This window comes from Thauera sp. SDU_THAU2 (assembly GCF_038260575.1).
Lineage (GTDB): Bacteria > Pseudomonadota > Gammaproteobacteria > Burkholderiales > Rhodocyclaceae > Thauera.
In genome coordinates this window covers 4,278,616-4,298,855 of sequence record NZ_JBBWUN010000003.1, presented here as the reverse complement: position 1 = coordinate 4,298,855, position 20,240 = coordinate 4,278,616, and the positions used below count along the sequence as shown (strand labels likewise).

The 20,240-nt window shown below is 66.5% G+C and carries 16 protein-coding genes; 5 read left to right on the top strand and 11 right to left on the bottom strand.

The annotated features are described in order from the left end of the window. Window positions 1-81 precede the first annotated feature (81 nt). The 3 genes from AAFL97_RS21780 to AAFL97_RS21770 are packed head-to-tail and all read left to right on the top strand — an operon-like array spanning window position 82 to window position 2,060. Complete coding sequence (locus AAFL97_RS21780; RefSeq protein ID WP_341646714.1) at window positions 82-1,467, top strand: efflux transporter outer membrane subunit; 1,386 nt, start codon at window positions 82-84, stop codon at window positions 1,465-1,467. A 60-nt stretch (window positions 1,468-1,527) separates the two neighbouring features. Next, complete coding sequence (locus AAFL97_RS21775; RefSeq protein ID WP_341646713.1) at window positions 1,528-1,788, top strand: type II toxin-antitoxin system RelB/DinJ family antitoxin; 261 nt, start codon at window positions 1,528-1,530, stop codon at window positions 1,786-1,788. Next, entirely contained in the window at window positions 1,788-2,060 is a 273-nt protein-coding gene (locus AAFL97_RS21770; RefSeq protein WP_341646712.1) for a type II toxin-antitoxin system YafQ family toxin, read from the top strand. The genes AAFL97_RS21775 and AAFL97_RS21770 overlap by 1 nt, the downstream gene beginning before the upstream one ends. A gap of 64 nt (window positions 2,061-2,124) precedes the next feature. Here the strand turns inward: AAFL97_RS21770 and AAFL97_RS21765 are convergent, their stop codons facing one another. From AAFL97_RS21765 to AAFL97_RS21720, 10 genes are all read right to left on the bottom strand, one after another. Continuing rightward, window positions 2,125-4,302 carry a primosomal protein N' gene (locus AAFL97_RS21765; protein WP_341646711.1) on the bottom strand — a complete coding sequence of 726 codons (2,178 nt, stop codon included), beginning with the start codon at window positions 4,300-4,302 and terminating at the stop codon, window positions 2,125-2,127. A 407-nt stretch (window positions 4,303-4,709) separates the two neighbouring features. After that, window positions 4,710-5,780, bottom strand: a complete 1,071-nt coding sequence (gene hemE / locus AAFL97_RS21760; RefSeq protein ID WP_341646710.1) for a uroporphyrinogen decarboxylase — start codon at window positions 5,778-5,780, stop codon at window positions 4,710-4,712. 98 nt (window positions 5,781-5,878) lie between these two features. Continuing rightward, entirely contained in the window at window positions 5,879-7,336 is a 1,458-nt protein-coding gene (locus tag AAFL97_RS21755) for a TrkH family potassium uptake protein (protein ID WP_341646709.1), read from the bottom strand. Window positions 7,337-7,351: 15 nt separating this feature from the next. Then, on the bottom strand, window positions 7,352-8,755 hold the full coding sequence (gene trkA / locus AAFL97_RS21750; RefSeq protein ID WP_341646708.1) for a Trk system potassium transporter TrkA: 1,404 nt from the start codon (window positions 8,753-8,755) through the stop codon (window positions 7,352-7,354). 92 nt (window positions 8,756-8,847) lie between these two features. Next, window positions 8,848-10,095, bottom strand: coding sequence for a sigma-54-dependent transcriptional regulator (locus tag AAFL97_RS21745; protein ID WP_263461041.1), 1,248 nt, complete (start codon window positions 10,093-10,095; stop codon window positions 8,848-8,850). Window positions 10,096-10,100: 5 nt separating this feature from the next. Further along, window positions 10,101-12,221: a sensor histidine kinase gene (locus AAFL97_RS21740; RefSeq protein WP_341646707.1), complete on the bottom strand. Its 2,121-nt coding sequence runs from the start codon at window positions 12,219-12,221 to the stop codon at window positions 10,101-10,103. Then, the gene (locus AAFL97_RS21735) at window positions 12,218-12,832 is read right to left on the bottom strand and encodes a DUF4390 domain-containing protein (RefSeq protein WP_341646706.1); all 615 of its coding nucleotides are present in this window, start codon (window positions 12,830-12,832) and stop codon (window positions 12,218-12,220) included. The genes AAFL97_RS21740 and AAFL97_RS21735 overlap by 4 nt, the downstream gene beginning before the upstream one ends. Beyond that, window positions 12,783-14,033 (bottom strand): 16S rRNA (cytosine(967)-C(5))-methyltransferase RsmB, encoded by a 1,251-nt coding sequence (gene rsmB, locus AAFL97_RS21730; protein ID WP_341647217.1) that lies wholly within the window; start codon window positions 14,031-14,033, stop codon window positions 12,783-12,785. Before rsmB ends, AAFL97_RS21735 begins: the two co-directional genes overlap by 50 nt. 186 nt (window positions 14,034-14,219) lie before the next feature. Further along, window positions 14,220-15,101: a polyamine aminopropyltransferase gene (gene speE, locus AAFL97_RS21725; protein ID WP_341646705.1), complete on the bottom strand. Its 882-nt coding sequence runs from the start codon at window positions 15,099-15,101 to the stop codon at window positions 14,220-14,222. A 131-nt stretch (window positions 15,102-15,232) separates the two neighbouring features. After that, window positions 15,233-16,003 carry a TSUP family transporter gene (locus AAFL97_RS21720; protein WP_341647216.1) on the bottom strand — a complete coding sequence of 257 codons (771 nt, stop codon included), beginning with the start codon at window positions 16,001-16,003 and terminating at the stop codon, window positions 15,233-15,235. 622 nt (window positions 16,004-16,625) lie between these two features. Between AAFL97_RS21720 and AAFL97_RS21715 the strand changes: the two genes are divergently transcribed. Both AAFL97_RS21715 and AAFL97_RS21710 read left to right on the top strand, forming a co-directional pair. Further along, a complete protein-coding gene (locus AAFL97_RS21715; RefSeq protein ID WP_341646704.1) occupies window positions 16,626-17,723 on the top strand; it encodes a carboxynorspermidine decarboxylase in 1,098 nt (365 codons plus the stop codon). A 36-nt stretch (window positions 17,724-17,759) separates the two neighbouring features. Further along, window positions 17,760-19,019 carry a saccharopine dehydrogenase family protein gene (locus AAFL97_RS21710; RefSeq protein ID WP_341646703.1) on the top strand — a complete coding sequence of 420 codons (1,260 nt, stop codon included), beginning with the start codon at window positions 17,760-17,762 and terminating at the stop codon, window positions 19,017-19,019. 77 nt (window positions 19,020-19,096) lie between these two features. Here the strand turns inward: AAFL97_RS21710 and AAFL97_RS21705 are convergent, their stop codons facing one another. Further along, complete coding sequence (locus AAFL97_RS21705; RefSeq protein WP_341646702.1) at window positions 19,097-20,203, bottom strand: Fic family protein; 1,107 nt, start codon at window positions 20,201-20,203, stop codon at window positions 19,097-19,099. Window positions 20,204-20,240: the final 37 nt, after the last annotated feature.

Below are 20,240 nucleotides of genomic sequence, written 5' to 3'. Positions count from 1 at the left end.
CCAGGGATGCCCAGCCAGGGGGAGCGGGCGTTTCGCCGGCGCTGCCCCGGACCTCTCATCCCTTCCTCCGCCTTTCCCACCATGCGCCTGACCACGCTCTGCTCCCTCTCCGCCGCCTTCGTCCTGACCGGCTGCGCAGTCGGGCCCGACTACCGTGCGCCGGAACTGCCCGCGATGCCGCAGACCTTCAAGCACGACGCCGGCTGGCAGACGGTGCGGACTCCGCTGCTCGAAGACGGCAACTGGTGGAAAGCCTACGGCGACAACACGCTGGACGCCCTGATCGCCGAGCTGGAAGCCGCCAATCCGGGAATGGCGCAGGCCGCCGCCCGCCTGCGCCAGGCCGAAGCGGCCTTGCGCGGCGCCCGCGCCGGCTTTTCACCAACGGTGGGCGCCGAGCTTTCGGGCCGGCGCAGCGGCACGGCCGACGGCGTGGCCAACAGCTATGACGGCGGCCTGTCGGTGAGCTGGATTCCCGACCTGTGGGGACGGGTGCGGCGCGCGGTCGAAGCCGGCGAAGCCGAACTGGCCGGCTCAGCCGCCGACCTGGCCGCGCTGCGGCTGTCGCTGCAGGCCAGCCTCGCGCAGTCCTACATCCGCCTGCGCGTGCTCGACCTGCAGCGCGAGCTGCTGCTGCAGACCGAGGCCGCCTACACCCGCTCGCTGCAGCTCACGCAGAACCAGTACGAGGCCGGCATGATCGCGCGCGCCGACGTGGTGCAGGCTGAAAACCAGCTCGAAGGCGTGCGCGCCCAGTTGCTCGAACTCGTCGACCAGCGCGCGATGGCCGAGAACGCCATCGCGGTGCTCGCCGGCCAGCCGCCTTCCAGCTTCGGCATCGAAGCCAATGGCAGCCTGCTGGCGCTGCCCGCCGTGCCGTCGGCGCTGCCGGGTGAGCTGCTCGCCCGCCGGCCCGACCTGGTGGTGGCCGAGCGCCGCGTCGCCGCCGCCAACGCCCGCATCGGCGTCGCCCAGGCGGCCTGGCTGCCCGACCTGACCCTGGGCCTGTCCGGCGGCTACCGTTCCGGCTCCTTCGCCAACTGGTTCGAGGCCCCCAACCGGGTCTGGGCGCTCGGCCCCACCCTGGCCGCGACGCTGTTCGACGGCGGCGCCCGCGCGGCGACGCTGGACGACGCCCGCGCCGCCCACGAGGCCGCCGCCGAAGCCTGGCGCGAAGCGGTGCTGGCGGCGCTGCAGGAAACCGAGGACGCCTTCGCCAGCCTGCGCGCGCTCGAAGCCCGCGCCGCCCAGCAAGCCCGCGTGGTGGAGCTGGCGGAGGAAAACGAGCGCCTGGTGACCAACCGCTACCGCGCTGGGCAGGTCTCCTTCCTCGAAGTCGTGGTGGCGCAGAACGGCACCCTCGCCGCCCGCCGCAACGCTCTCGACATCACCCGCGACAGGCTGCAGGCCAGCGTGCAGCTGGTCGCCGCGCTAGGGGGCGGGTGGACGGCGCCTGGGGGGCAGTAATCAATGGGTTGTCGCTCCAGTGAGCTACAATTCAAGCATCAATGCGATAGGAGACTCGTCATGGCTGCAACTGCATTTGTCCGGGCGCGGATCGATGAGAAGCTCAAAAACGAAGCTGCCGAGGTGCTGGCTGGCATGGGTCTGACTGTTTCCGACGTGGTACGCATCGCGCTCACCAAGATTGCCAAGGAAAAAGCTTTGCCGTTCGATATGCGCGTACCCAATGCGCAGACTGCGGAAACGCTGGCGAAAAGCGAACGTGGAGAGGACGTACATCACGCCAAGGATGCTGACGACCTGTTCGATCAATTGGGCATCTGATGCGCCAACCCGTCTATTCCGGCCAGTTCAAGCGTGACGTCAAACAGGCGCAGAAGCGTGGCAAGGACATGGACAAGCTCAAAACCTTGCTTGCCCTGCTCATCGAGGGCAAGCCGCTGCCAGCGCCTTATGCCGACCACCCACTCAAAGGCGACTGGCGCAGCTTCCGTGATGCACACATCGAGCCGGATTGGTTACTGATCTACAAGATCGAGGGCGAGGTGGTGCGCTTCGAGCGTACAGGACGGCACTCGGACTTGTTCGACGAATAAAACGACGAACACCTTACGCCCGGGGAGCAAGCGCTTGCTTTCGGCGAGTGAATGGCCCTTGGCCTCACACTTCCAGCGGATCCACATCCAGCTGCCAGCGCAACTCGCGCGCGGTGCGCTGGTGGTAGAGCAGCGCCATCCAGTCCGTCAGGAAGGCCTGCAGCAGGCTGCGCTGGTCGGCTTCGACCAGTAGCTGGGCGCGTTCGCGGCGGGCCAGGCGCGTCATGCGCATCGGCACCGGGTCGTAGATGCGCAGTCCGGCCGGGGCGCGCTCGACGGCCAGGCGGCGGGCGTGGCTGAGGAACTCGACGGCGTCGTCCAGCGCCGGCGCATCGGCGCGCAGCATGGCCTGGTGGCTGAAGGGCGGGAAACCGGCGCTGCGGCGCGCCTGCAGCTCCATGCGGGCGAAGGCGTCGAAGTCGTGGCGGGCAAGGTGCTGGTAGAGCGGATGCTCCGGGTATTCGGTCTGGATCAGTACTTCGCCGGGCAGCGCGCCCCGCCCGGCGCGGCCGCCGACCTGCATCAGCTGCTGGAACAGGCGCTCGGGGGCGCGGAAGTCGGCGGCATGCAGCGAGGCGTCGGCGCCGATGACGCCGACCAGGGTCAGGTTCGGGAAGTCGTGCCCCTTGGCCATCATCTGGGTGCCGACCAGGATGTCGGCGCCGCCTGCGGCGATGGTGTCGAGCAGCGCTTCCCATTGCTTGCGCGTGCGCGCGGCATCGCGATCGACCCGCAGCACCCGCGCCTGCGGATACAGCTCGGCCAGGCGCGCTTCGATGCGCTGCGTGCCGCGGCCGAAGGGCTTGATGTCCTGGTCGCCGCAGCTCGGGCAGGCGTGCGGGATGCCGCCCTCGCAGCCGCAGTGGTGGCAGCGCAGGCGGCGGTCGGCGAGGTGCACGACGAGGTTGGCCGAGCAGTGCGGGCAGCGGCTGACCCAGCCGCAGGACGGGCAGGACAGTACCGGCGCGTAGCCGCGGCGGTTGAGGAACACCAGGCTCTGCTCGCCGCGTTCCAGCCGCTGCGCGATCGCCGCCTGCAGGCCGGGGCTGAGCCCTTCGTCCAGCTTCAGCCGGCGCACGTCGATGCAGCGCACCGCCGGCATCGTGGCCGCCACCGCGCGCTGCTTCAGCACCTGCAGCGCGTAGCGTTCGCTGCGGGCGTGGTACCAGGTTTCCAGCGACGGCGTGGCCGAACCCAGCACCACCGGCACGCCGCGCTGGCGGGCGCGCCACACCGCGACGTCGCGCGCCGAATAGCGCACGCCTTCCTGCTGCTTGTAGGAGGCGTCGTGTTCCTCGTCGACCAGGATCAGGCCCAGCCGCGGCAGCGGCGCGAACACCGCGAGCCGGGTGCCGAGCACGATGTCGGCGTGGCCGCTGAGGGCCTGGACGAAGCCGCGCGAGCGCGCGCCGTCGGCCAGGCCGGAATGCAGGCTGACGATGCGGGCAGCGGCAAAGCGCTGGGCGACGCGCTGTTCGAGCTGCGGCGTCAGCGCGATCTCGGGCACCAGCATCAGCACCTGTCGGCCCTGCGCCAGCATGTGGGCCGCCAGGCGCAGGTAGACTTCGGTCTTGCCGCTGCCGGTGACGCCGTGCAGCAGCCAGCTGCGGAAGCCCTCGCCGGCGTCCAGGATGGCCTTCACCGTGCCGTGCTGTTCCGTGGTCAGTGCCGGCAGGGCGCCGGACGCGGCCCGGCTCGGGGTATCGAGCGCGGCCTCGACCAGCCAGCCGCGACGCAGCAGGTCGCCGACCGCTTCGCCGCCCTCGCGTTCGCGCACCACGCTCCGCCGCCACGGCGGCGTGTCCTGCGCCAGTGCCTGCAGCAGGGCAAGCGCTTTGCTCGGGCGGCGGCCGGCCTGCAAGGCTTCGCTGCTGGCAGGACCGATGTCGAGCAGGGGATCGTCTTCGTCGCCGCAAACGCCGTCGGCCCGGCGCAGGCCGGGCGGCAGCGCGAGGGCGACGACTTCGCCGATCGGCGCGTGGTAGTAGCGGGCGACGAAAGCGACCAGCTCCAGCCAGTCCGGCGGCAGCGGCGGCACGTCGCGCTGGATGTGGTGCACGGCCTTGAGCCGCGCCGGGTCGACGTCGGCCTCGGTCGCCAGGGCAACGATCAGGCCGTTGCGTTCGCCGCGCCCGAACGGCACCTTGACGCAGCGCCCGATGTCGGCTTCGGATGCGTCCGGGGCAAGATAATCAAACACTTGCGGCAGCGGAACCGGCAGGGCGACACGGAGGATGGGCATGCGGCAGCAGTGAGGATCCGAAAAACCGTTGTACTTCAGCGGCTTGAGCATGGTTCGTGAGAATGAACCACGAAAATGCCGGGCAAGCCATTGGCGGGAAAACCAGCCTTGCGCTTGTCCACAAAACCTGTGGATAAGTTTGTGGGAAAGATGGGTGAATCGGCCTCAAACCGGCGCCAGATCAGGCTTTCCGTCACATTGCCTTAACATTGTGCTTTTAAAATTTTCTTTGTTTTCAATTGCTTATGAAAACAGCGGAATAAAACCGAAATCTGATGCTGATCCGGCCGGCGGAACGAGGCGATGTGTATAAGTCAAGCCTCCGGATGCTGATTTAGTGCTTGACAGCAGGCGGCGGCGGCCTTCCGGAAAGCGGCCGCCGCGGCATCGCCGGATAGGGCCTTCGATCAGCCCTGCGCGCGCAGCTTGCGGCTGTGTTCGTGCACGGTATCGACCAGCACCGTGACGTTGTCGGGCGGGGAGAACTGCGAGATGCCGTGGCCGAGGTTGAAGACGTGGCCCGGATGATTGCCGAAGGAATCCAGCACGCGGCGGGTCTCAGCGGCCACGGTCTCGGGCGGGGCGAACAGCACGTTGGGGTCGAGATTGCCCTGCAGCGCGACCTTGTCGCCCACCAGCTGGCGGGCGCGGCCGATGTCCATGGTCCAGTCCAGGCCGACCGCGTCGGAGCCGATCGCGGCGATGGACTCCAGCCACAGGCCGCCACCCTTGGTGAACACGATGCTGGGCACGCGCTGGCCGTCGCGCTCGCGGATCAGGCCGGACACCACCTGTTCCAGGTAGCGCAGCGAGAATTCGCGGTAGGCCGCTTCGGACAGCACGCCGCCCCAGGAGTCGAACACCATCACCGCCTGGGCGCCGGCTTCGATCTGGGCGTTGAGGTACTTCACCACCGCCTGCGCGGTGACGTCGAGGATGTGGTGCATCAGGTCGGGGCGGCTGTAGGCCAGGCTCTTGACCTTGCGGTAGTCGCTCGACGAGCCGCCTTCGACCATGTAGCAGGCCAGCGTCCATGGGCTGCCGGAGAAGCCGATCAGCGGCACGCTGCCGTCGAGCGCGCGGCGGATCTCGCTGACCGCGTCCATGACGTATTGCAGCTCGGCATGTGGATCGGGCGCGCTGAGGTTGCGGATCTCCCATTCGTCCTTCAGCGGACGCTCGAAGCGCGGCCCCTCGCCTTCGGCGAAGTACAGGCCGAGGCCCATCGCGTCCGGCACGGTGAGGATGTCGGAGAACAGGATCGCGGCATCGAGATCGTAGCGGGCCAGCGGCTGCAGCGTGACTTCGCAGGCCATCGCCGGGCTCTTGCACAGCTGCAGGAAGCTGCCGGCGCGCTTGCGCGTCTCGCAGTACTCCGGCAGGTAGCGGCCGGCCTGGCGCATCAGCCAGACGGGGGTGTATTCGGTGGGCTGGCGCAGCAGCGCGCGCAGGAAAGTGTCGTTCTTGAGACGGCTCACGTCGAGTCCTTATGGCGTTCGTTCGGGCACAAGCCGCGATTATCGCCCGTCGACCGCCCGGATGGGCTTGTTGCGCGTCAAACAGGCGCGGAATCGCCTCAGCGCCGCCAGAAAGCCGGCGTCAGCACCACCAGCACGGTGAAGATCTCGAGCCGGCCGAGGATCATCGTGAACGCCAGCACCCACTTGTGGAACATCGACAGGACCTGGTAGTTGCCGCCCGGCCCGACCCCTGCCAGGCCGGGGCCGGTGTTGTTGAGGCAGGCGACCACGGCCGAGAAGGCAGTCAGCAGTTCCAGCCCGGTGGCGGAGAGGATCAGCGTCAGGCAGGTGATCGACACCATGTAGGTGAAACTGAAGCCGAGCACGGCGTGCAGGATGTTGTCCGGCACCGGCTGCTTGCGGATGCGCACCGGATGCACCGCGTTGGGATGCAGCGAACGCACGATCTCGCGCAGCACCTGCTTGTACAGGATCATTGCCCGCAGCATCTTGATGCCGCCGCCGGTCGAGCCCGAACAGGCGATGAAGCTGCCGAGGAAGAGCATCCAGACCTGGGCGAACATCGGCCAGCCGGAATAGTCCTCGATGACCAGGCCGAGCGAAGTCGAGATCGACACCACGTGGAAAGCCACGCTGCGCAGGGTCAGGAGCGGGTCGTCGTGGCTCTCCCAGACCAGCAGGTAGATCGTCAGCAGCGCGATGCTGAAGAGCAGCACGCCGAAGTAGAACGGAATCTCCGGATCGCGCGAGTAGGGCCGCAGCGAGCCGCGCACCAAAGCGAGGTAGTGGGTGGCGTAGTTCAGGCCGGCCAGCAGCGCGAACAGCATCGCCACCATATCGACGTTCAGGTTGGCGAAATGGCCGAGCGAGGCGTCCTTGCTCGAGAAGCCGCCCAGGCCGGTGATCGAGAAGGCATGGATCAGCGCGTCCCAGCCGTCCATTCCCACCCCCCACAGGCTGAGGCCACAGGCGACGGTCAGCAGCATGTAGGTCAGCCACAGCCCCTTGGCAGTCTCGGTGATGCGCGGCGTGAGGCTGGAATCCTTCATCGGCGTCGGCACCTCGGCCTTGTAGACCTGCCTACCGCCGATGCCCAGCAGCGGCAGGATCGCCACCACCAGCACGATGATGCCCATGCCGCCGATCCAGTGCATCTGGGTGCGCCACAGGTTGATCGAGATCGGCAGGTCGTCCAGGCCGGACAGCACGGTCGCGCCGGTGGCGGTGAGGCCCGACACCGCCTCGAAGTAGGCGTCGGTGAAGCTGAGCGCCGGCATGTAGGCCATCAGCGGCAGCGAGCCGAACAGCGGCAGGATCACCCAGGTGGCGACGACGAGGAAGAAGCCGTCATGCACCCGCAAGTCGCGCCGCACGCCGCGGGTCGCCAGCCACAGCAGCAGGCCGGCGGTGAAGGTGGCGAACAGCGCCTTGTCGTAGGCCAGTGCCGCGCCGTCGTCGAGCCACAGCGACACCGCGAGCGGAAAGCCCATCAGCAGGCCGAAGATCATGATGATCAGGCCGAGCGCGTTCAGCGCAGGACGGTAGGCGCGCATGTCGGATCAGCCGTGTCAGAGGAAGTGGAAACCCACCTGGAAGACCTTCTCGACCTTGCGCACCAGATTCTTGTGGGTACAGAACACGATCACGTGGTCGTTCTCCTCGATCACCGTATCGTGATGCGGCATGATCACCTCGCGCCGCAGCAGCCGGCCGTCGTCGCGCTTCACCTCGCGCACGATGGCGCCGATGGTCGCGCCCTTGGGGAAGGGAATCTCCTCGATCGTCCGCCCCACCACCTTGGAATCCTTGCGGCTGCCGTGGGCAATGATCTCCAGCGCCTCGGCGGCGCCGCGCCGCAGGCTGTGCACCGCCACCACGTCACCGCGGCGCACGTGCGCGAGCAGGGTGCCGATCGAGGTATGCGCGGGCGAGATGGCGATGTCGATCGGCCCGCCCTGCACCAGGTCGACGTAGCTGCGGCGGTTGATCAGCGCCAGCGTGCGGCGCGCACCCATGCGCTTGGCGAGCGAGGCCGACATGATGTTGTCTTCCTCGTCGTTGGTCAGCGCGACGAACAGGTCGGTCTCGTCGATGCCTTCGTTCTCGAGCAGCTTCTCGTCGGTCGAGTCGCCGCGCAGCACCAGCGCGCGCGACAACTGGCCGGCCAGCAGCTCGGCGCGCTCCTGCCGCGTCTCGATGATCTTGACGTGGTAGTTCTCCTCGATCGACTGCGCCAGGCGGAAGCCGATGTTGCCGCCGCCAGCGATGATGATCCGCCGCATCGGCTTGTCCGAACGGCGCAGCTCGCGCATCACCTGGCGCACATGCACGGTGGCGGCGAGGCAGAAGACTTCGTCGTCCGGCACGATGACGGTGTCGCCCTGCGGGATGATCGGCACGCCGTTGCGGTAGATCGCGGCGATGCGGACTTCGACGTTGGGCAGGTGGAACTTCAGCGCCTTCAGCGGATGCCCCACCAGCGGCCCGCCTTCGAAGGCGCGCACGCAGATCAGGCTGAGCACGCCGCCGGCGAACTCCAGCACCTGCAAGGCCTCGGGAAAGGCGATCAGGCGTTCGATGTAGTCGGTGACGACCTGCTCGGGGCAGATGGAGAAATCGACGGCGAAATTGTCCTCGTCGAGCAGTTCGGGGTAATCGACGTAATCGGTCGAGCGCAGCCGCGCGATGCGCGTCGGCAGGTTGAACAGCGCCTTGGCGATGCGACAGGCGCACAGGTTGGTCTGGTCGGACTGGGTGACGGCGATCAGCAGGTCGGCATCGTCGGCGCCGGCTTCGCGCAACACCCTGGGCGATGCTGCATTGCCGCACACGGTACGCACTTCGAGCCGGTCGCGCAGCACCCCGAGGTTGTCGGGGCTGGTGTCGACGAGGGTGATGTCGTTGGCTTCGGAAGCGAGGTTTTCCGCCACCGAGGCGCCGACCTGGCCGGCACCGAGAATGATGATCTTCACCGAACGCTTCCGCAGTACGTATCGGCGGGGATTCTACGCTGCCCTGCACAATCGCGGAACACAATTGTTGCAGCGCAACATCCGCTGGCGGCTCAGTTCTCCTCGTGCCGGCGCCCCGCCTGCAGGCCGAGCTGCTTGAGCTTGCGGTAGAGGTGAGTGCGCTCCAGCCCGGTCTTCTCGGCCAGGCGCGTCATGTTGCCGGCCTCCAGCCGCAGGTGGTGCTCGAAATACAGCCGCTCGAAGGCCTCGCGCGCCTCGCGCAGCGGCTGGTCGAAGGACACCCCGATCGAACTGGCCGCGGCATCGGGCGGCAGCAGGCGGCGCACGTCGCCGGCACCGATCTCCTCTTCCAGCGTGCCGAGCGCGAGCGACTTCACCGCGGCGCGCAGCTCAGCGTAGCCGCCCGGCCACTGCAGGTTGCGCATCTGGTTGAGCGCCGCCGTCGAGAAGCTGCGCAGCGGCACTTCGCCGCCTTCGACCAGGTGAAGCAGGATCTGGCTGGCGAGCTCGGGCAGGTCGTCGCGCACGTCGGCGATCGACGGCGGCGCCAGGCTGACTTCGAACAGCCGCGACACCAGCGCCTCTTCCCAGCCTTCGGCCAGCAGCGCCTCGGCACTGCGGTCGGTGGCGGCCACCAGGCGCAGGTCGTAGCGATCGAGGCGGTCGACGGCAAAGGCCAGATTCTTCTGCTGCGCACGCGACAGCCGTGCCAGCTCGCCGACGAACAGCACGCCGCCCTGGGTCGCCTGCAACTGGCTGATGTCGAGCGGCGCCGAGATCGCGGCGAGGTCGAGCCAGGCCGCGCGGCCGTCGTTGACGCTGCGCGCGACCAGTTCGGCGAGGCTGCCCGCGCCTACCCGCAGCAGCAGCAGGCGCGAGCTGCTGGCGATCTGTTCCACGCGGCGGCGCAGTTCGCGCAGCGGCACCGAGCGGGTGAAGGCGGCCAGCGTCAGCGGCGCCGGCGCACCGGGCGCGAGCGGACGCTGCAGCCCGCGCTTGACCGCCGCCAGCAGCTTCTGCAGCGCGATCGGCTTTTCCAGGTAATCGATCGCGCCGATGCGCGTCGCTTCGACCGCGGTGTCGATGGTGCCGTGGCCCGACATCATCACCACCGGCATGTTGAGCTGGCCGTTCGCCGCCCATTCCTTCAGCAGCGTTATGCCATCGGTATCCGGCATCCAGATGTCGAGCAGCACGATGTCGGGCCGCCCGGCATTGCGCATCGCCCGCGCCACCGTGGCGTTCTCGGCGAGCAGGATGTCGTAGCCCTCGTCGCGCAGGATCTCCGACAGGAGCTCGCGGATGCCGATTTCGTCGTCAACGATGAGTATCTTTGCCATTGTGTTCAGTCTTCGTCATTCGTTTCGGCCGGGCGCAGCCGGATACGGATTTCCGCCCCGCCGCCGTCGAGATTGGCCAGGCGGACGTCGCCGCCGTGTTCGTCCACGATCTTCTTGACCATCGCCAGGCCCAGCCCGGTGCCGCGCGACTTGGTGGTGAAATAAGGCTCGAAGGCATGCGCCAGCACTTCGGCCGGGAAGCCCGGGCCATTGTCGCGGAACATCAGCACCACGCGCTCGCCTTCGCGCCGGGTGATCACCCTCACCTTGCCGCCATCGACACCGGCCAGCGCATCCTGCGCATTCTGCAGCAAGTTGTGGATGACTTGCCGCAACTGGCTGGCATCGCCGCGCACGCGCGGCAGGTCGGCGGCCAGCTCGGGCCGGATCAGCGACGCGGCGCTCTCGTACAGGTGCAGCACCTCGCGGATCAGCGCATTGAGATCGATCACCGCCAGTTGCGGCGCCGGCAGGCGGGCATAGTCGCGGAAGGCGTTGACCAGGTTCTTCATCGCCTCGACCTGGTTGACGATCGTCGTCGTGCCGCGCTCGAGCATCTCGCGGCCGCTGTCGTCGAGCTTGTCGGCGAGCTTGAAGGCCAGCCGCTCGGCCGAAAGCTGGATCGGCGTCAGCGGATTCTTGATCTCGTGCGCCAGCCGCCGCGCCACTTCGCCCCAGGCCGCGGTGCGCTGCGCGGCGATCAGGTGCGAGATGTCGTCGAACACCACCACCAGCCCGCCGCCGCTGCCCTCGGGCAGGCGCGAACCATGGATCAGCAGCGTCAGCGGCGTGCTGTCCTTCATCGGCAGTTCGATCTGCGCCTGCCAGTCGCTGTCGTTGGCGGCGAAACCATCGAGCAGTGCATCGCGGAAACCCTCCAGGCGCGGCCATTCGGCCAGCGTGATGTCCTCGAAGCCGGCCAGGGCGTCGTCCAGGATCTGCGCCGCGCCGTGGTTGGCCGCCCGCAGCCTGCCGTCGGGCGTAAACGCGAGCACGCCGGTCGACAGGTTGGCGAGCACGCTCTCCAGGTAGGCACGCGCCGACTCGACCGCGGCGCGGTTGCGTTCGGCGGCCTCGCGGGCTTCTTCGAGCTGGCGCGTCATGCGGTTGAAGGACTGGGTCAGCACGCCGAGCTCGTCGCGCGCCGGCAGCGCCTGGCGCGGGCTGAAGTCGCCCTGTGCCACCGCCTGCGTGCCTTCGGCCAGGATCAGCAGCGGCGCCGCCAGGCGGCGGGCGATGATGAAGGCGGCGGCCACCGCCGTCAGCAGCGCCAGCAGCAGCGTCATCGTCAGCGTCAGGGTGTAGATGCGGTTCAGCCCCTCGCGGCCGAGCGTGAGCTGCTGGTATTCGCGATAGGCGTCCTGCACCGCCTCGGCATGCCGGCCGAAGGTCTCGGGCACGGCCTGGGTCAGCTGCAGCAGGTGGGGTTCGCCGGCCAGCGTGCGCAACGGAATCTGCGTGATCACGCGAATCACCAGGCGGCCGTCGGACTGGCTCTCGACCACATGGAAGACGCGCACTCCGCGCGCCTGGCGCAGCTGGTTGGCGCTGGGCAGGTCCGGGATCAGGCCGGCCGAGGCGTCGGCCGCCATCGCCAGGATCTGGCCGTTGGCCGTCAGCACGGTGGCGCCGCCGACCGCCGCCTGTTCGCGCAGGCGGTTCAGCAGCGCGGGCGAAACCCGCTCCACGCCTTCGAGGTCCAGCGCCATGTCGGCGGCCTTGTCGCTGATCTGGCCGACGAGATAGTCGAGCGCGTTCTGGCCGAGCGCGATGCCGCCTTCCAGCGCGGACTCCACCCGCACGTCGAACCAGCTCTGGATGCTGCGCACGACGAACTGCAGCGACACCGCATACACGACCACGCCGGGCACCACGCCCATCAGCGCGAACATCAGCACCAGGCGGTACTTGAGCCGGGAGCCGAACTGGCGCGTGCGGTACTCGCGCCACAACTGGCGCAACTGCACGCCGACCAGGCCGGCCAGGGCGACGACCAGCACGCCGTTGAGCGCGAACAGGTAAGGATAGCTGCTGACGAAGAGTTCGGTGTTCGAACTGGCCGAGGTCAGCAGGAAGAGCGAGATCGCGGCCAGTGCCGCCGCGACGATGAGCAGGAAGCGCTTCATCGCTGGCCCGCCACCCCGGGCAGGAAGGTCCAGGTGGCCCAATCCGTGCCCAGGTTCCAGTCGCGGCCGCCGATCGCCGTCACCTGGAAAGGCTTGGGCAACTGGCTGGTATCGAGCCGGAAGCGCAGCGCCACTTCGTGCGACTGGCCGGCGGCAAGCTGCGAGGTGTCGGCGATCTGCCAGTTGCGCACGCGCTGCATGGTGCGCACCGCGGCGTCGAGGTCGTCGAAGCTCTGGTGGAAGCTGCCGATCGACAGCCGGTAGCTACGGGTGATCGCATGGTAGGACAGGCGGTAGTGCAGGCTGCGATCGACGACGACTTCGTTCAGCCAGTACCAGCGCGGCCGCTCGATGCGCAGCTCGGTGATGAAATACAGCGACACGCCACGCGCCACCGCATCGGCGAGGCGGGAGTTGAGCTCGATGTCGATGTCGGCATTGAGCACGTAGCCGCCGTCGCCGCGCACGATCTCCGCACTGCGGATACGGGCGTCATCGGCATGCACGGCGGACACGAAGGCAAACAGCACCAGCAGCGTGCAGCAGGCACGCAGCAGGCGCTCAAGCCTTCTTGCGCAGGCGGGCGAAATAGAAGCCGTCATGATCGGCATCGGGCAGCAATTGGCAATCGGGAAAACCGTCGATGGGATCGGATTCGGCATCGGTGTGGCGGCGGAGGAAAGCGGCGAGCTGTGCAGCGTTCTCCTGCCCGAACACCGAACACGTGACGTAGAGCATTGTGCCACCCGGAGCCAGGGTCTGCCAAAGCGCATCGACGATGCGGGCCTGCTGGGCGGCGAAGCCGGCGATGTCCTCGTCGCGGCGCAGCCACTTGATGTCGGGATGGCGGCGCACCACGCCCGATGCCGAGCACGGCACGTCGGCCAGGATGCGGTCGAACGGACGCCCGTCCCACCAGCTATCCAGCCTGGCGCAGTCGGCCACCTGGATGCGCGCCTCCAGGCCGAGGCGGTCGAGGTTGGTCCGGATACGCTGGGCACGCAGCGGGTCGAGCTCGAGCGCCGTCAGCTCGATATCGGCCAGCTCCAGCAGATGGGCCGTCTTGCCGCCCGGCGCGGCGCAGGCGTCGAGCACCCGCTCGCCGGCCCGCGGCGCCAGCAGCAGCGCGGCACGCTGGGCACCGGCATCCTGCACCGACACCCTGCCTTCGGCGAAGCCCGGCAGCCGCGCGACCGGCACCGGCTGGGCCAGCAGTACGGTCGGGCCGCCGACCGCCCGTACCACGATGCCTGCTGCTTCCAGCTCGGCGACGACCGCATCCACCTCCGCCCACCGCCGGTTCACCCGCAGTGCCATCGGCGGGCGCTGCCTGCCTGCTTCCAGGATGGCGCGCCAGTGCTCGGGATGATCCGCCCTCACCCGCGTGATCCACCAGCGCGGATGCGCATGGCGCGCCTCCTCGTCCGCTTCGACCCAGGATGGCCATTGCTGCCGCTGGCGCAGGGTATTGCGCAGCACGCCGTTGACCATGCCCTTCAGCCCCGGCATGGCCACCGCCACGGCCTGCACCGCCTGGTCCACGACGGTGTGCGCCTGCTCCGGCCGCTGTTCGAGCCGCGTCAGCGCGACCAGCAGCAAACCATGGATGAGCACGGCCGGCGGACTGTGCAGGAACTGCTGCAGGACGGCATCGCCCGTCCCGTAGTCCCTCAGCGTCGACCAGGCCAGATCGCGCACCGCGCCGCGGGTGGCGTCCGGCCACGCGGCGTGGTCCGCAGCCATGCGTTCGAAGGCGTCGGTCAGATTGCCGCCTTCCATCACGCCGGCAACGAGTTCGGCCGCGCGCAGCATGGCGTAGCCGAGGCTGTCTTCGGGCAGCACCGGGCGCGGCGCGGGTGCGCTACGGCGCCCCGGCGAAGAAGGACGCACATTGGCCGTACTGCGGGGACGGGAATGCGGGGGCGCCGCACGCGGGCGCCTGGGCGGGGAAGGACTCACTGGATGTCGAAACCTTGCGGCGCGCGCTGCCGACCTTCGTCAGGCCAGCAATGCGCGCAGATGATTGGGGAGCGCGAACTGCGCGTGATGTACCGCGCCATTGTAATGTTGAAGCCCGCCGATTCGCCGCGCCGCGATGCGGCGATCGATCTCGTCGGCATTCACGACGAGCGGATCGAGTCGATCGGAAGCGGTTGCCAGCCCCCACAGGCTGCCATACAAGGGAATGTGGACAAGATAAGGTCGCACGCAGGCGAACACCCGGCGCAGGCGCTGCATCAGGCTGCTGACCCGTTCGGGCTGGAAGAAAGGTGCGCCCAGGTGCAGGCTCAGCGCGCCACCCTCAGCGAGCAAGGCACGGCAGGCGCAGAAGAAATCCTCGCCATACAACGCCTCGGCCAGGCCTTCCGGATCGGTCAGGTCGAGCACGATCAGGTCGTATCGGCTGGCGGCTGCCGGACCGTCGGTGACATGGCGCAGGCCATCACCAATCTGAAGCTCGACGCGCGGGTCGTCGAGGGCGCCGTGGTGCACGCCATGCAGGTAGCGGCGCGAGATGTCGACGACCTTCTCGTCCAGTTCGACGATCTTCACCTGCTCGATCGTCGGGTGCTTCAGCAACTCCTCGGCCGAACCGCCGTCACCACCACCGATGACCAGCACCCGGCGCAGCCCATCGTGCGCCATGCCGGGCACGTGGACCAGGTTCTCGTGGTAGAGGAACTCGTCCCGCTCCGAACTCATGAAGCAGCCGTCGAGCCGGAACAAGCGGCCGAAGCGCGGCGTTTCCCAGACTTCGTAGCGCTGGAAACGGGATCTCCCTGCCTCCAACAGGCGGCCAGCCTTGAGGAAGTATCCGGCGTCCTCGCTCAGCCATTCGGACAACAGCTCTTCCGGCAGCGAGGGTTTCGTATCAGCCATGCTGCTGGCCTCCCTTGAACAAACGGCGATTCACCGATTGTGCGAGCACCCTTCGGTAGCAATTCCAGGACGGGCAAGCCGGGTGTTTCCTGGCTACCGCCTTCACTTGTTCCACGTGAAACAAAACGCCGTCAGCGAAGGAAGGTATCGTAGGCAAGCCGCGCGATCAGCACCGTCACCACCACAAGGAACATCTTGCGCACGAAGCCGGAGCCGCGCTTCAGCGCCAGGCGGGAACCGACGACCGCCCCGCAAAGATTGCACAGCGCCATCACCAGGCCCAGCTTCCACATCAGTTCGACCGTACTGGCGAAGTAGGCGATCGCCGCCAGATTGGTCGATACATTCAGGATTTTCGCCGACACCGAAGCCCGCAGGAAATCCATGCCCAGCAAGCGGATGAACAGGAAGATCAGGAAGCTGCCCGTCCCCGGGCCGAAGAAGCCGTCGTAGAAACCGATCACCGCACCGATGCCCAGCGCCAGCACAACCGAGCGCCGGCCGTGCGCCGGCTCGGTGGAAACCGTGCCCAGATCCTTGCGCACGAAGGTGTAGAGCGCAACGAGGATCAGCAGCACCAGTATCAGCGGCCGCAGCACGGCCGGATCGAGAAACACCACCGCCTTGGCGCCGTACCAGGAACCCAGCAGCGCCGCGACCGCACCTGGGCCGACCACTCGCCAGGGTATCTCCACCCGCCGACTGTACTGGACTGCCGCACTCATGGTGCCGACGATGCTGGCGATCTTGTTGGTGCCGAACAGGTTTGCCGGTGCACTGGCAGGGAAAGCCGCGAGCAAGGCAGGAATCTGGATCAGGCCGCCACCACCGACGATTGCATCCACGAAGCCGGCAAACATTGCGGCAAGGCCCAGCACTACGAAAAGAAATTCGGCATCCATCATTTGTTTCACGTGGAACACATCGGGGTGTCGACATCGTGGATGCCGGCACGCAACGCCAAGACGCCCGTTTTTCCTCCGGCAGCCGTGCTACCCAAGCGTTTGAACGTGCGTCGCGCGCCTGCGATCTTACCCGGAATGGAAGCCTCCACGCGCCGGACATGCGCAGTCCGCGACACCACCTGTGGATATCCTGCAGAGAGCCAATGGAAACAATGGCTTGAGACTCCGGGATACTTGACTTAGAATGGCGCGTCCGGCACCCCGCCGGGCCATCTGCTGGTTGGAGAGGACGCCATGTCAATAGACGCCCTGTTCCAATTGGGGATCGTCTCAGTTCGCCTGAACACCTCCCAAACGGAAAACAGCCCAAGACCGCGATTTTCGCAAGGGTCTGGGTACCGCCTGCCCGTCGTGCGCATCAGCTGTCATCGCACGCCCCTCGATCTCAGGCCATTCAGCCGCAGGCCTTGCCAGGCCCTGCACCACCGCCGAATACCCCATTGAATCTGGCCCTCCTGGCCAGTGCCTTTACGACACGCCCGCGGCATGACACAGCACGCCGCGGCCCGATTCATTTGCACCCGGCTTTTGAAAGGTGCAGTTTGGCCATTGCGACATCGTGATTCAGACACCTTACTACCTGATCGACAAATCGCGCCTGCTGAAGAATCTGCAGCGCATCGACGTCGTCCGCAAGCAGTCCGGCGCCAAGGTCCTGCTCGCGCTCAAGTGCTTCGCGACCTGGTCGGTCTTCGACCTGATGCGTGAATACATGGACGGCACCACTTCGTCCTCGCTGTACGAGGTGCGGCTGGGGCACGAGAAGTTCGGCGGCGAAACCCACGCCTACAGCGTGGCCTACGCCGACCACGAAATCGACGAAGTCGTCTCCCACGCCGACAAGATCATCTTCAACAGCCTGAGCCAGTTCGAGCGCCACGCCGGCCGCGCTGCCGGCAAGCCGGTCGGCCTGCGCCTGAACCCGGGCGTCAGCAGCTCCGGCTACGACCTCGCCGATCCTGCCCGGCCGTTCAGCCGCCTGGGCGAAGCCGATCCTGCGCGCGTCGCGCCCTTCATCGGCCAAATCAGCGGCTTCATGATCCACAACAACTGCGAGAACCGCGACTTCGCCCGTTTCGACGCCCTGCTCGGTGAAATCGAAACGCGCTTCGGCACCCTGCTCTCGCAGGTCGAATGGGTCAGCCTGGGCGGTGGCATCCACTTCACCGCCGACGACTATCCGCTGGAAGCCTTCTGCGCCCGCCTGCGCAGCTTCTCGGAACGCCATGGCGTGCAGGTCTACCTGGAGCCGGGCGAAGCCGCGATCAGCGACAGCGCCAGCCTGGAAGTCAGCGTGCTCGACACCTTGTACAACGGCAAGCAACTGGCCGTGGTGGACGCCTCGATCGAAGCCCACATGCTGGACCTCCTGATCTACCGCCTGCAGGCCCGCGTCGAACCCCATGCAGGCCCGCACCGCTACCTGATCTATGGGAAGTCCTGCCTGGCCGGCGACATCTTCGGCGAGTTCGATTTTCCGCAAGCGCTCGAAATCGGCCAGCGGCTGTCGATCCGCGACGCCGCCGGCTACACGATGGTCAAGAAGAACTGGTTCAACGGTCTGACCATGCCCTCCATCGTCGTGCGCGAGCTCGACGGATCGGAACGGGTGGTACGCCAGTTCGGCTACCACGACTACGCAGACAGCCTGTCCTGAGCGCAAGCCAGGCATTCCATCGCAAGGAGCTGACAGATGAAACCCAATGTCCTCATCATCGGTGCCGGCGGCGTGGCCCACGTGGTCGCGCACAAATGCGCACAGAACAACAAGCAGTTCGGCGACATCCACCTCGCCTCCCGCACCCTCGGCAAATGCCAGGCGATCATCGATTCGGTGCACGCCAAGGGCAGCCTGCAACGCCCCGGCGTGCTGCACGCCCATGCGCTGGATGCGCTGGATATATCCGCCACCGAAGCCCTGATCCGCGACACCGATGCGCGCATCGTCATCAACGTCGGTTCGGCCTTCCTGAACATGTCGGTGCTGCAAGCCTGCCTGCACACCGGCGCAGCCTACATCGACACCGCCATCCACGAAGACCCGGCCAAGATCTGCGAAACACCGCCCTGGTACGGCAACTACGAATGGAAACGGCGTGAAGCCTGCAAAACCGCCGGTATCACGGCCATCCTCGGCGCCGGCTTCGACCCCGGCGTGGTCAATGCCTACGCCCGCCTGGCCTGCGACGAATACTTCGACCGCATCGACGCCATCGACATCATCGACATCAACGCCGGCCGCCACGACCGCTACTTCGCCACCAACTTCGACCCCGAGGTCAATTTCCGCGAATTCACCGGCACCGTCTGGTCCTGGCAGGACAGGCGATGGACGCCCTCGAAGATGTTCGAGTACCGCAAGGACTGGAACCTGCCCGTGGTCGGCAAGCAGACCGCCTACCTCACCGGCCACGACGAATTGCACTCGCTGTCGCAGAACCTCGACGTGCCCAACATCCGCTTCTGGATGGGCTTCAGCGAGCACTACATCAACGTGTTCACCGTGCTCAAGAACATCGGCATGCTGTCCGAAAAGCCGGTGCGCACCGCCGAAGGCCAGGAAGTCGTCCCCCTCAAGGTGCTCAAGGCCGTCCTCCCCGACCCCGCCTCGCTCGCCCCCGCCTACACCGGCAAGACCTGCATCGGCAACATGGTGCGCGGCGAGAAGGACGGCAAGGAACGCACGGTATTCATCTACAACATCTGCGATCATGCAGAGAACTACCGTGAAATCGGCAGTCAGGCGATCTCCTACACCGCCGGCGTCCCGGCCGTCGCCGCCGCGCTGCTGATCGCCGACGGCACCTGGGACGTGCGCCGCATGGTCAACGTCGAAGAACTGCCGCCTCGCCCCTTCCTCGCGCTGATGGCGAAGATGGGCCTGACGACCTGGGTGCGGGAAGGTGAACGCGACGTGCTGCTGGAGGAGCAGGCGGAGACGGTGGGGGTGTAAGGGCTGGAAATGGACTGCTTCGTGGATCGGGGCTGTCCTTCCGCTGAACTATCCGGAAATTCCGGATAGTTCAGCCATCAATGTTCTCCCTGAGCCAGCAACTGCACTAACGGCACGTTGATGAAGTACAGATGCTTGCCTTGGCTATGCTCCTGCACCAAATCCACCTGTGCCAGCTGCCGAAGATAACGCGCCGCCGTTTGCCGTGTGATACTCAAATCGCGCTGCACAAACTCGATGCGCGTGTAGGGATGGCGAAACAAGTTGTTGAGTAAGTCCTGAGAATACAACTTTGGCAAGTTTGTGCGCATGCGACGCTTGGTCTCGGCCATCAACTCGCGCATGCCACCCACCAGTTGCACGGCACGCTGAGCCGTCTCCGCCACCGCGTACAGCATAAATCTTACCCAGTCGTGCCACGCAGCCGCATTCGGTGTCTCGTCGCGCACTGCCTGCAACAAGTGATAGTAGTCCCTCTTGTGCTGGTTGATATAGCGCGACAAATACAAAACCGGCGTATCCAATAGACCAGCCTGCACCAGATACAGCACGCACAGAATCCGGCCAATGCGGCCATTACCGTCGCTGAAAGGGTGAATACTCTCGAACTGGTGGTGAATCAAAGCCATTTTGATGATCGGGTCCAAGTCACAGACGGTTTCATCGTTGATAAAGCGTTCCAAGGCTTGCATATGCGCCAGCACGCTTGCACCATCCTGCGGTGGCACGAACACCGTGGCCCTTGTCCTTTCATTCTTCAGTACGGTACCTCCACTGGAACGAAAGGCTTCGCTGCTATTCTTGAGCAATTGAAACAGCCCTATCAGCGTTCCGTTGCTCAAAATGCCTTGCTGCTCCCGCATGCGTTCGAACCCGTGCATCAGCGCCTCACGGTAGCGAGATACCTCCTTGGCTGCGGGTGACATCCATTCCGCGATGTGCAGATCGGCCTGAAACAGTTCGTCCTGGGTCGTCACGTAACTCTCGACCTCCGAACTGGCTTTGGCCTCTTGCAATGCCAAGGTATTGATCAGAATTCCCTGGTTCGGAATGCTTGCGGCACACCCCTTCAGCTCCGCCAGATGGCGGTGCGCCGTCACCAATGCCTTGAGGAGTTCCGGCGTATGGAAATCCACACCTGCCGGGGGCAACTCGGGGATGACGTAGTTGCCTTGCAGGGCCATGTCAGGACTCCATTCGATTCAACACGCGAATTATGTA

What these genes read in the sequence shown, in the direction of transcription:
- AAFL97_RS21780 (WP_341646714.1), top strand. Translation starts at nt 82, where the DNA reads ATGCGCCTGACCACGCTCTGCTCCCTCTCCGCCGCCTTCGTCCTGACC.
- AAFL97_RS21775 (WP_341646713.1), top strand. Translation starts at nt 1,528, where the DNA reads ATGGCTGCAACTGCATTTGTCCGGGCGCGGATCGATGAGAAGCTCAAA.
- AAFL97_RS21770 (WP_341646712.1), top strand. Translation starts at nt 1,788, where the DNA reads ATGCGCCAACCCGTCTATTCCGGCCAGTTCAAGCGTGACGTCAAACAG.
- AAFL97_RS21765 (WP_341646711.1), bottom strand. Translation starts at nt 4,302, where the DNA reads ATGCCCATCCTCCGTGTCGCCCTGCCGGTTCCGCTGCCGCAAGTGTTT.
- AAFL97_RS21755 (WP_341646709.1), bottom strand. Translation starts at nt 7,336, where the DNA reads ATGCGCGCCTACCGTCCTGCGCTGAACGCGCTCGGCCTGATCATCATG.
- AAFL97_RS21745 (WP_263461041.1), bottom strand. Translation starts at nt 10,095, where the DNA reads ATGGCAAAGATACTCATCGTTGACGACGAAATCGGCATCCGCGAGCTC.
- AAFL97_RS21740 (WP_341646707.1), bottom strand. Translation starts at nt 12,221, where the DNA reads ATGAAGCGCTTCCTGCTCATCGTCGCGGCGGCACTGGCCGCGATCTCG.
- AAFL97_RS21735 (WP_341646706.1), bottom strand. Translation starts at nt 12,832, where the DNA reads ATGCCGATCATGACGGCTTCTATTTCGCCCGCCTGCGCAAGAAGGCTT.
- rsmB (WP_341647217.1), bottom strand. Translation starts at nt 14,033, where the DNA reads ATGCTGCGCGCGGCCGAACTCGTTGCCGGCGTGATGGAAGGCGGCAAT.
- speE (WP_341646705.1), bottom strand. Translation starts at nt 15,101, where the DNA reads ATGGCTGATACGAAACCCTCGCTGCCGGAAGAGCTGTTGTCCGAATGG.
- AAFL97_RS21720 (WP_341647216.1), bottom strand. Translation starts at nt 16,003, where the DNA reads ATGGATGCCGAATTTCTTTTCGTAGTGCTGGGCCTTGCCGCAATGTTT.
- AAFL97_RS21710 (WP_341646703.1), top strand. Translation starts at nt 17,760, where the DNA reads ATGAAACCCAATGTCCTCATCATCGGTGCCGGCGGCGTGGCCCACGTG.
- AAFL97_RS21705 (WP_341646702.1), bottom strand. Translation starts at nt 20,203, where the DNA reads ATGGCCCTGCAAGGCAACTACGTCATCCCCGAGTTGCCCCCGGCAGGT.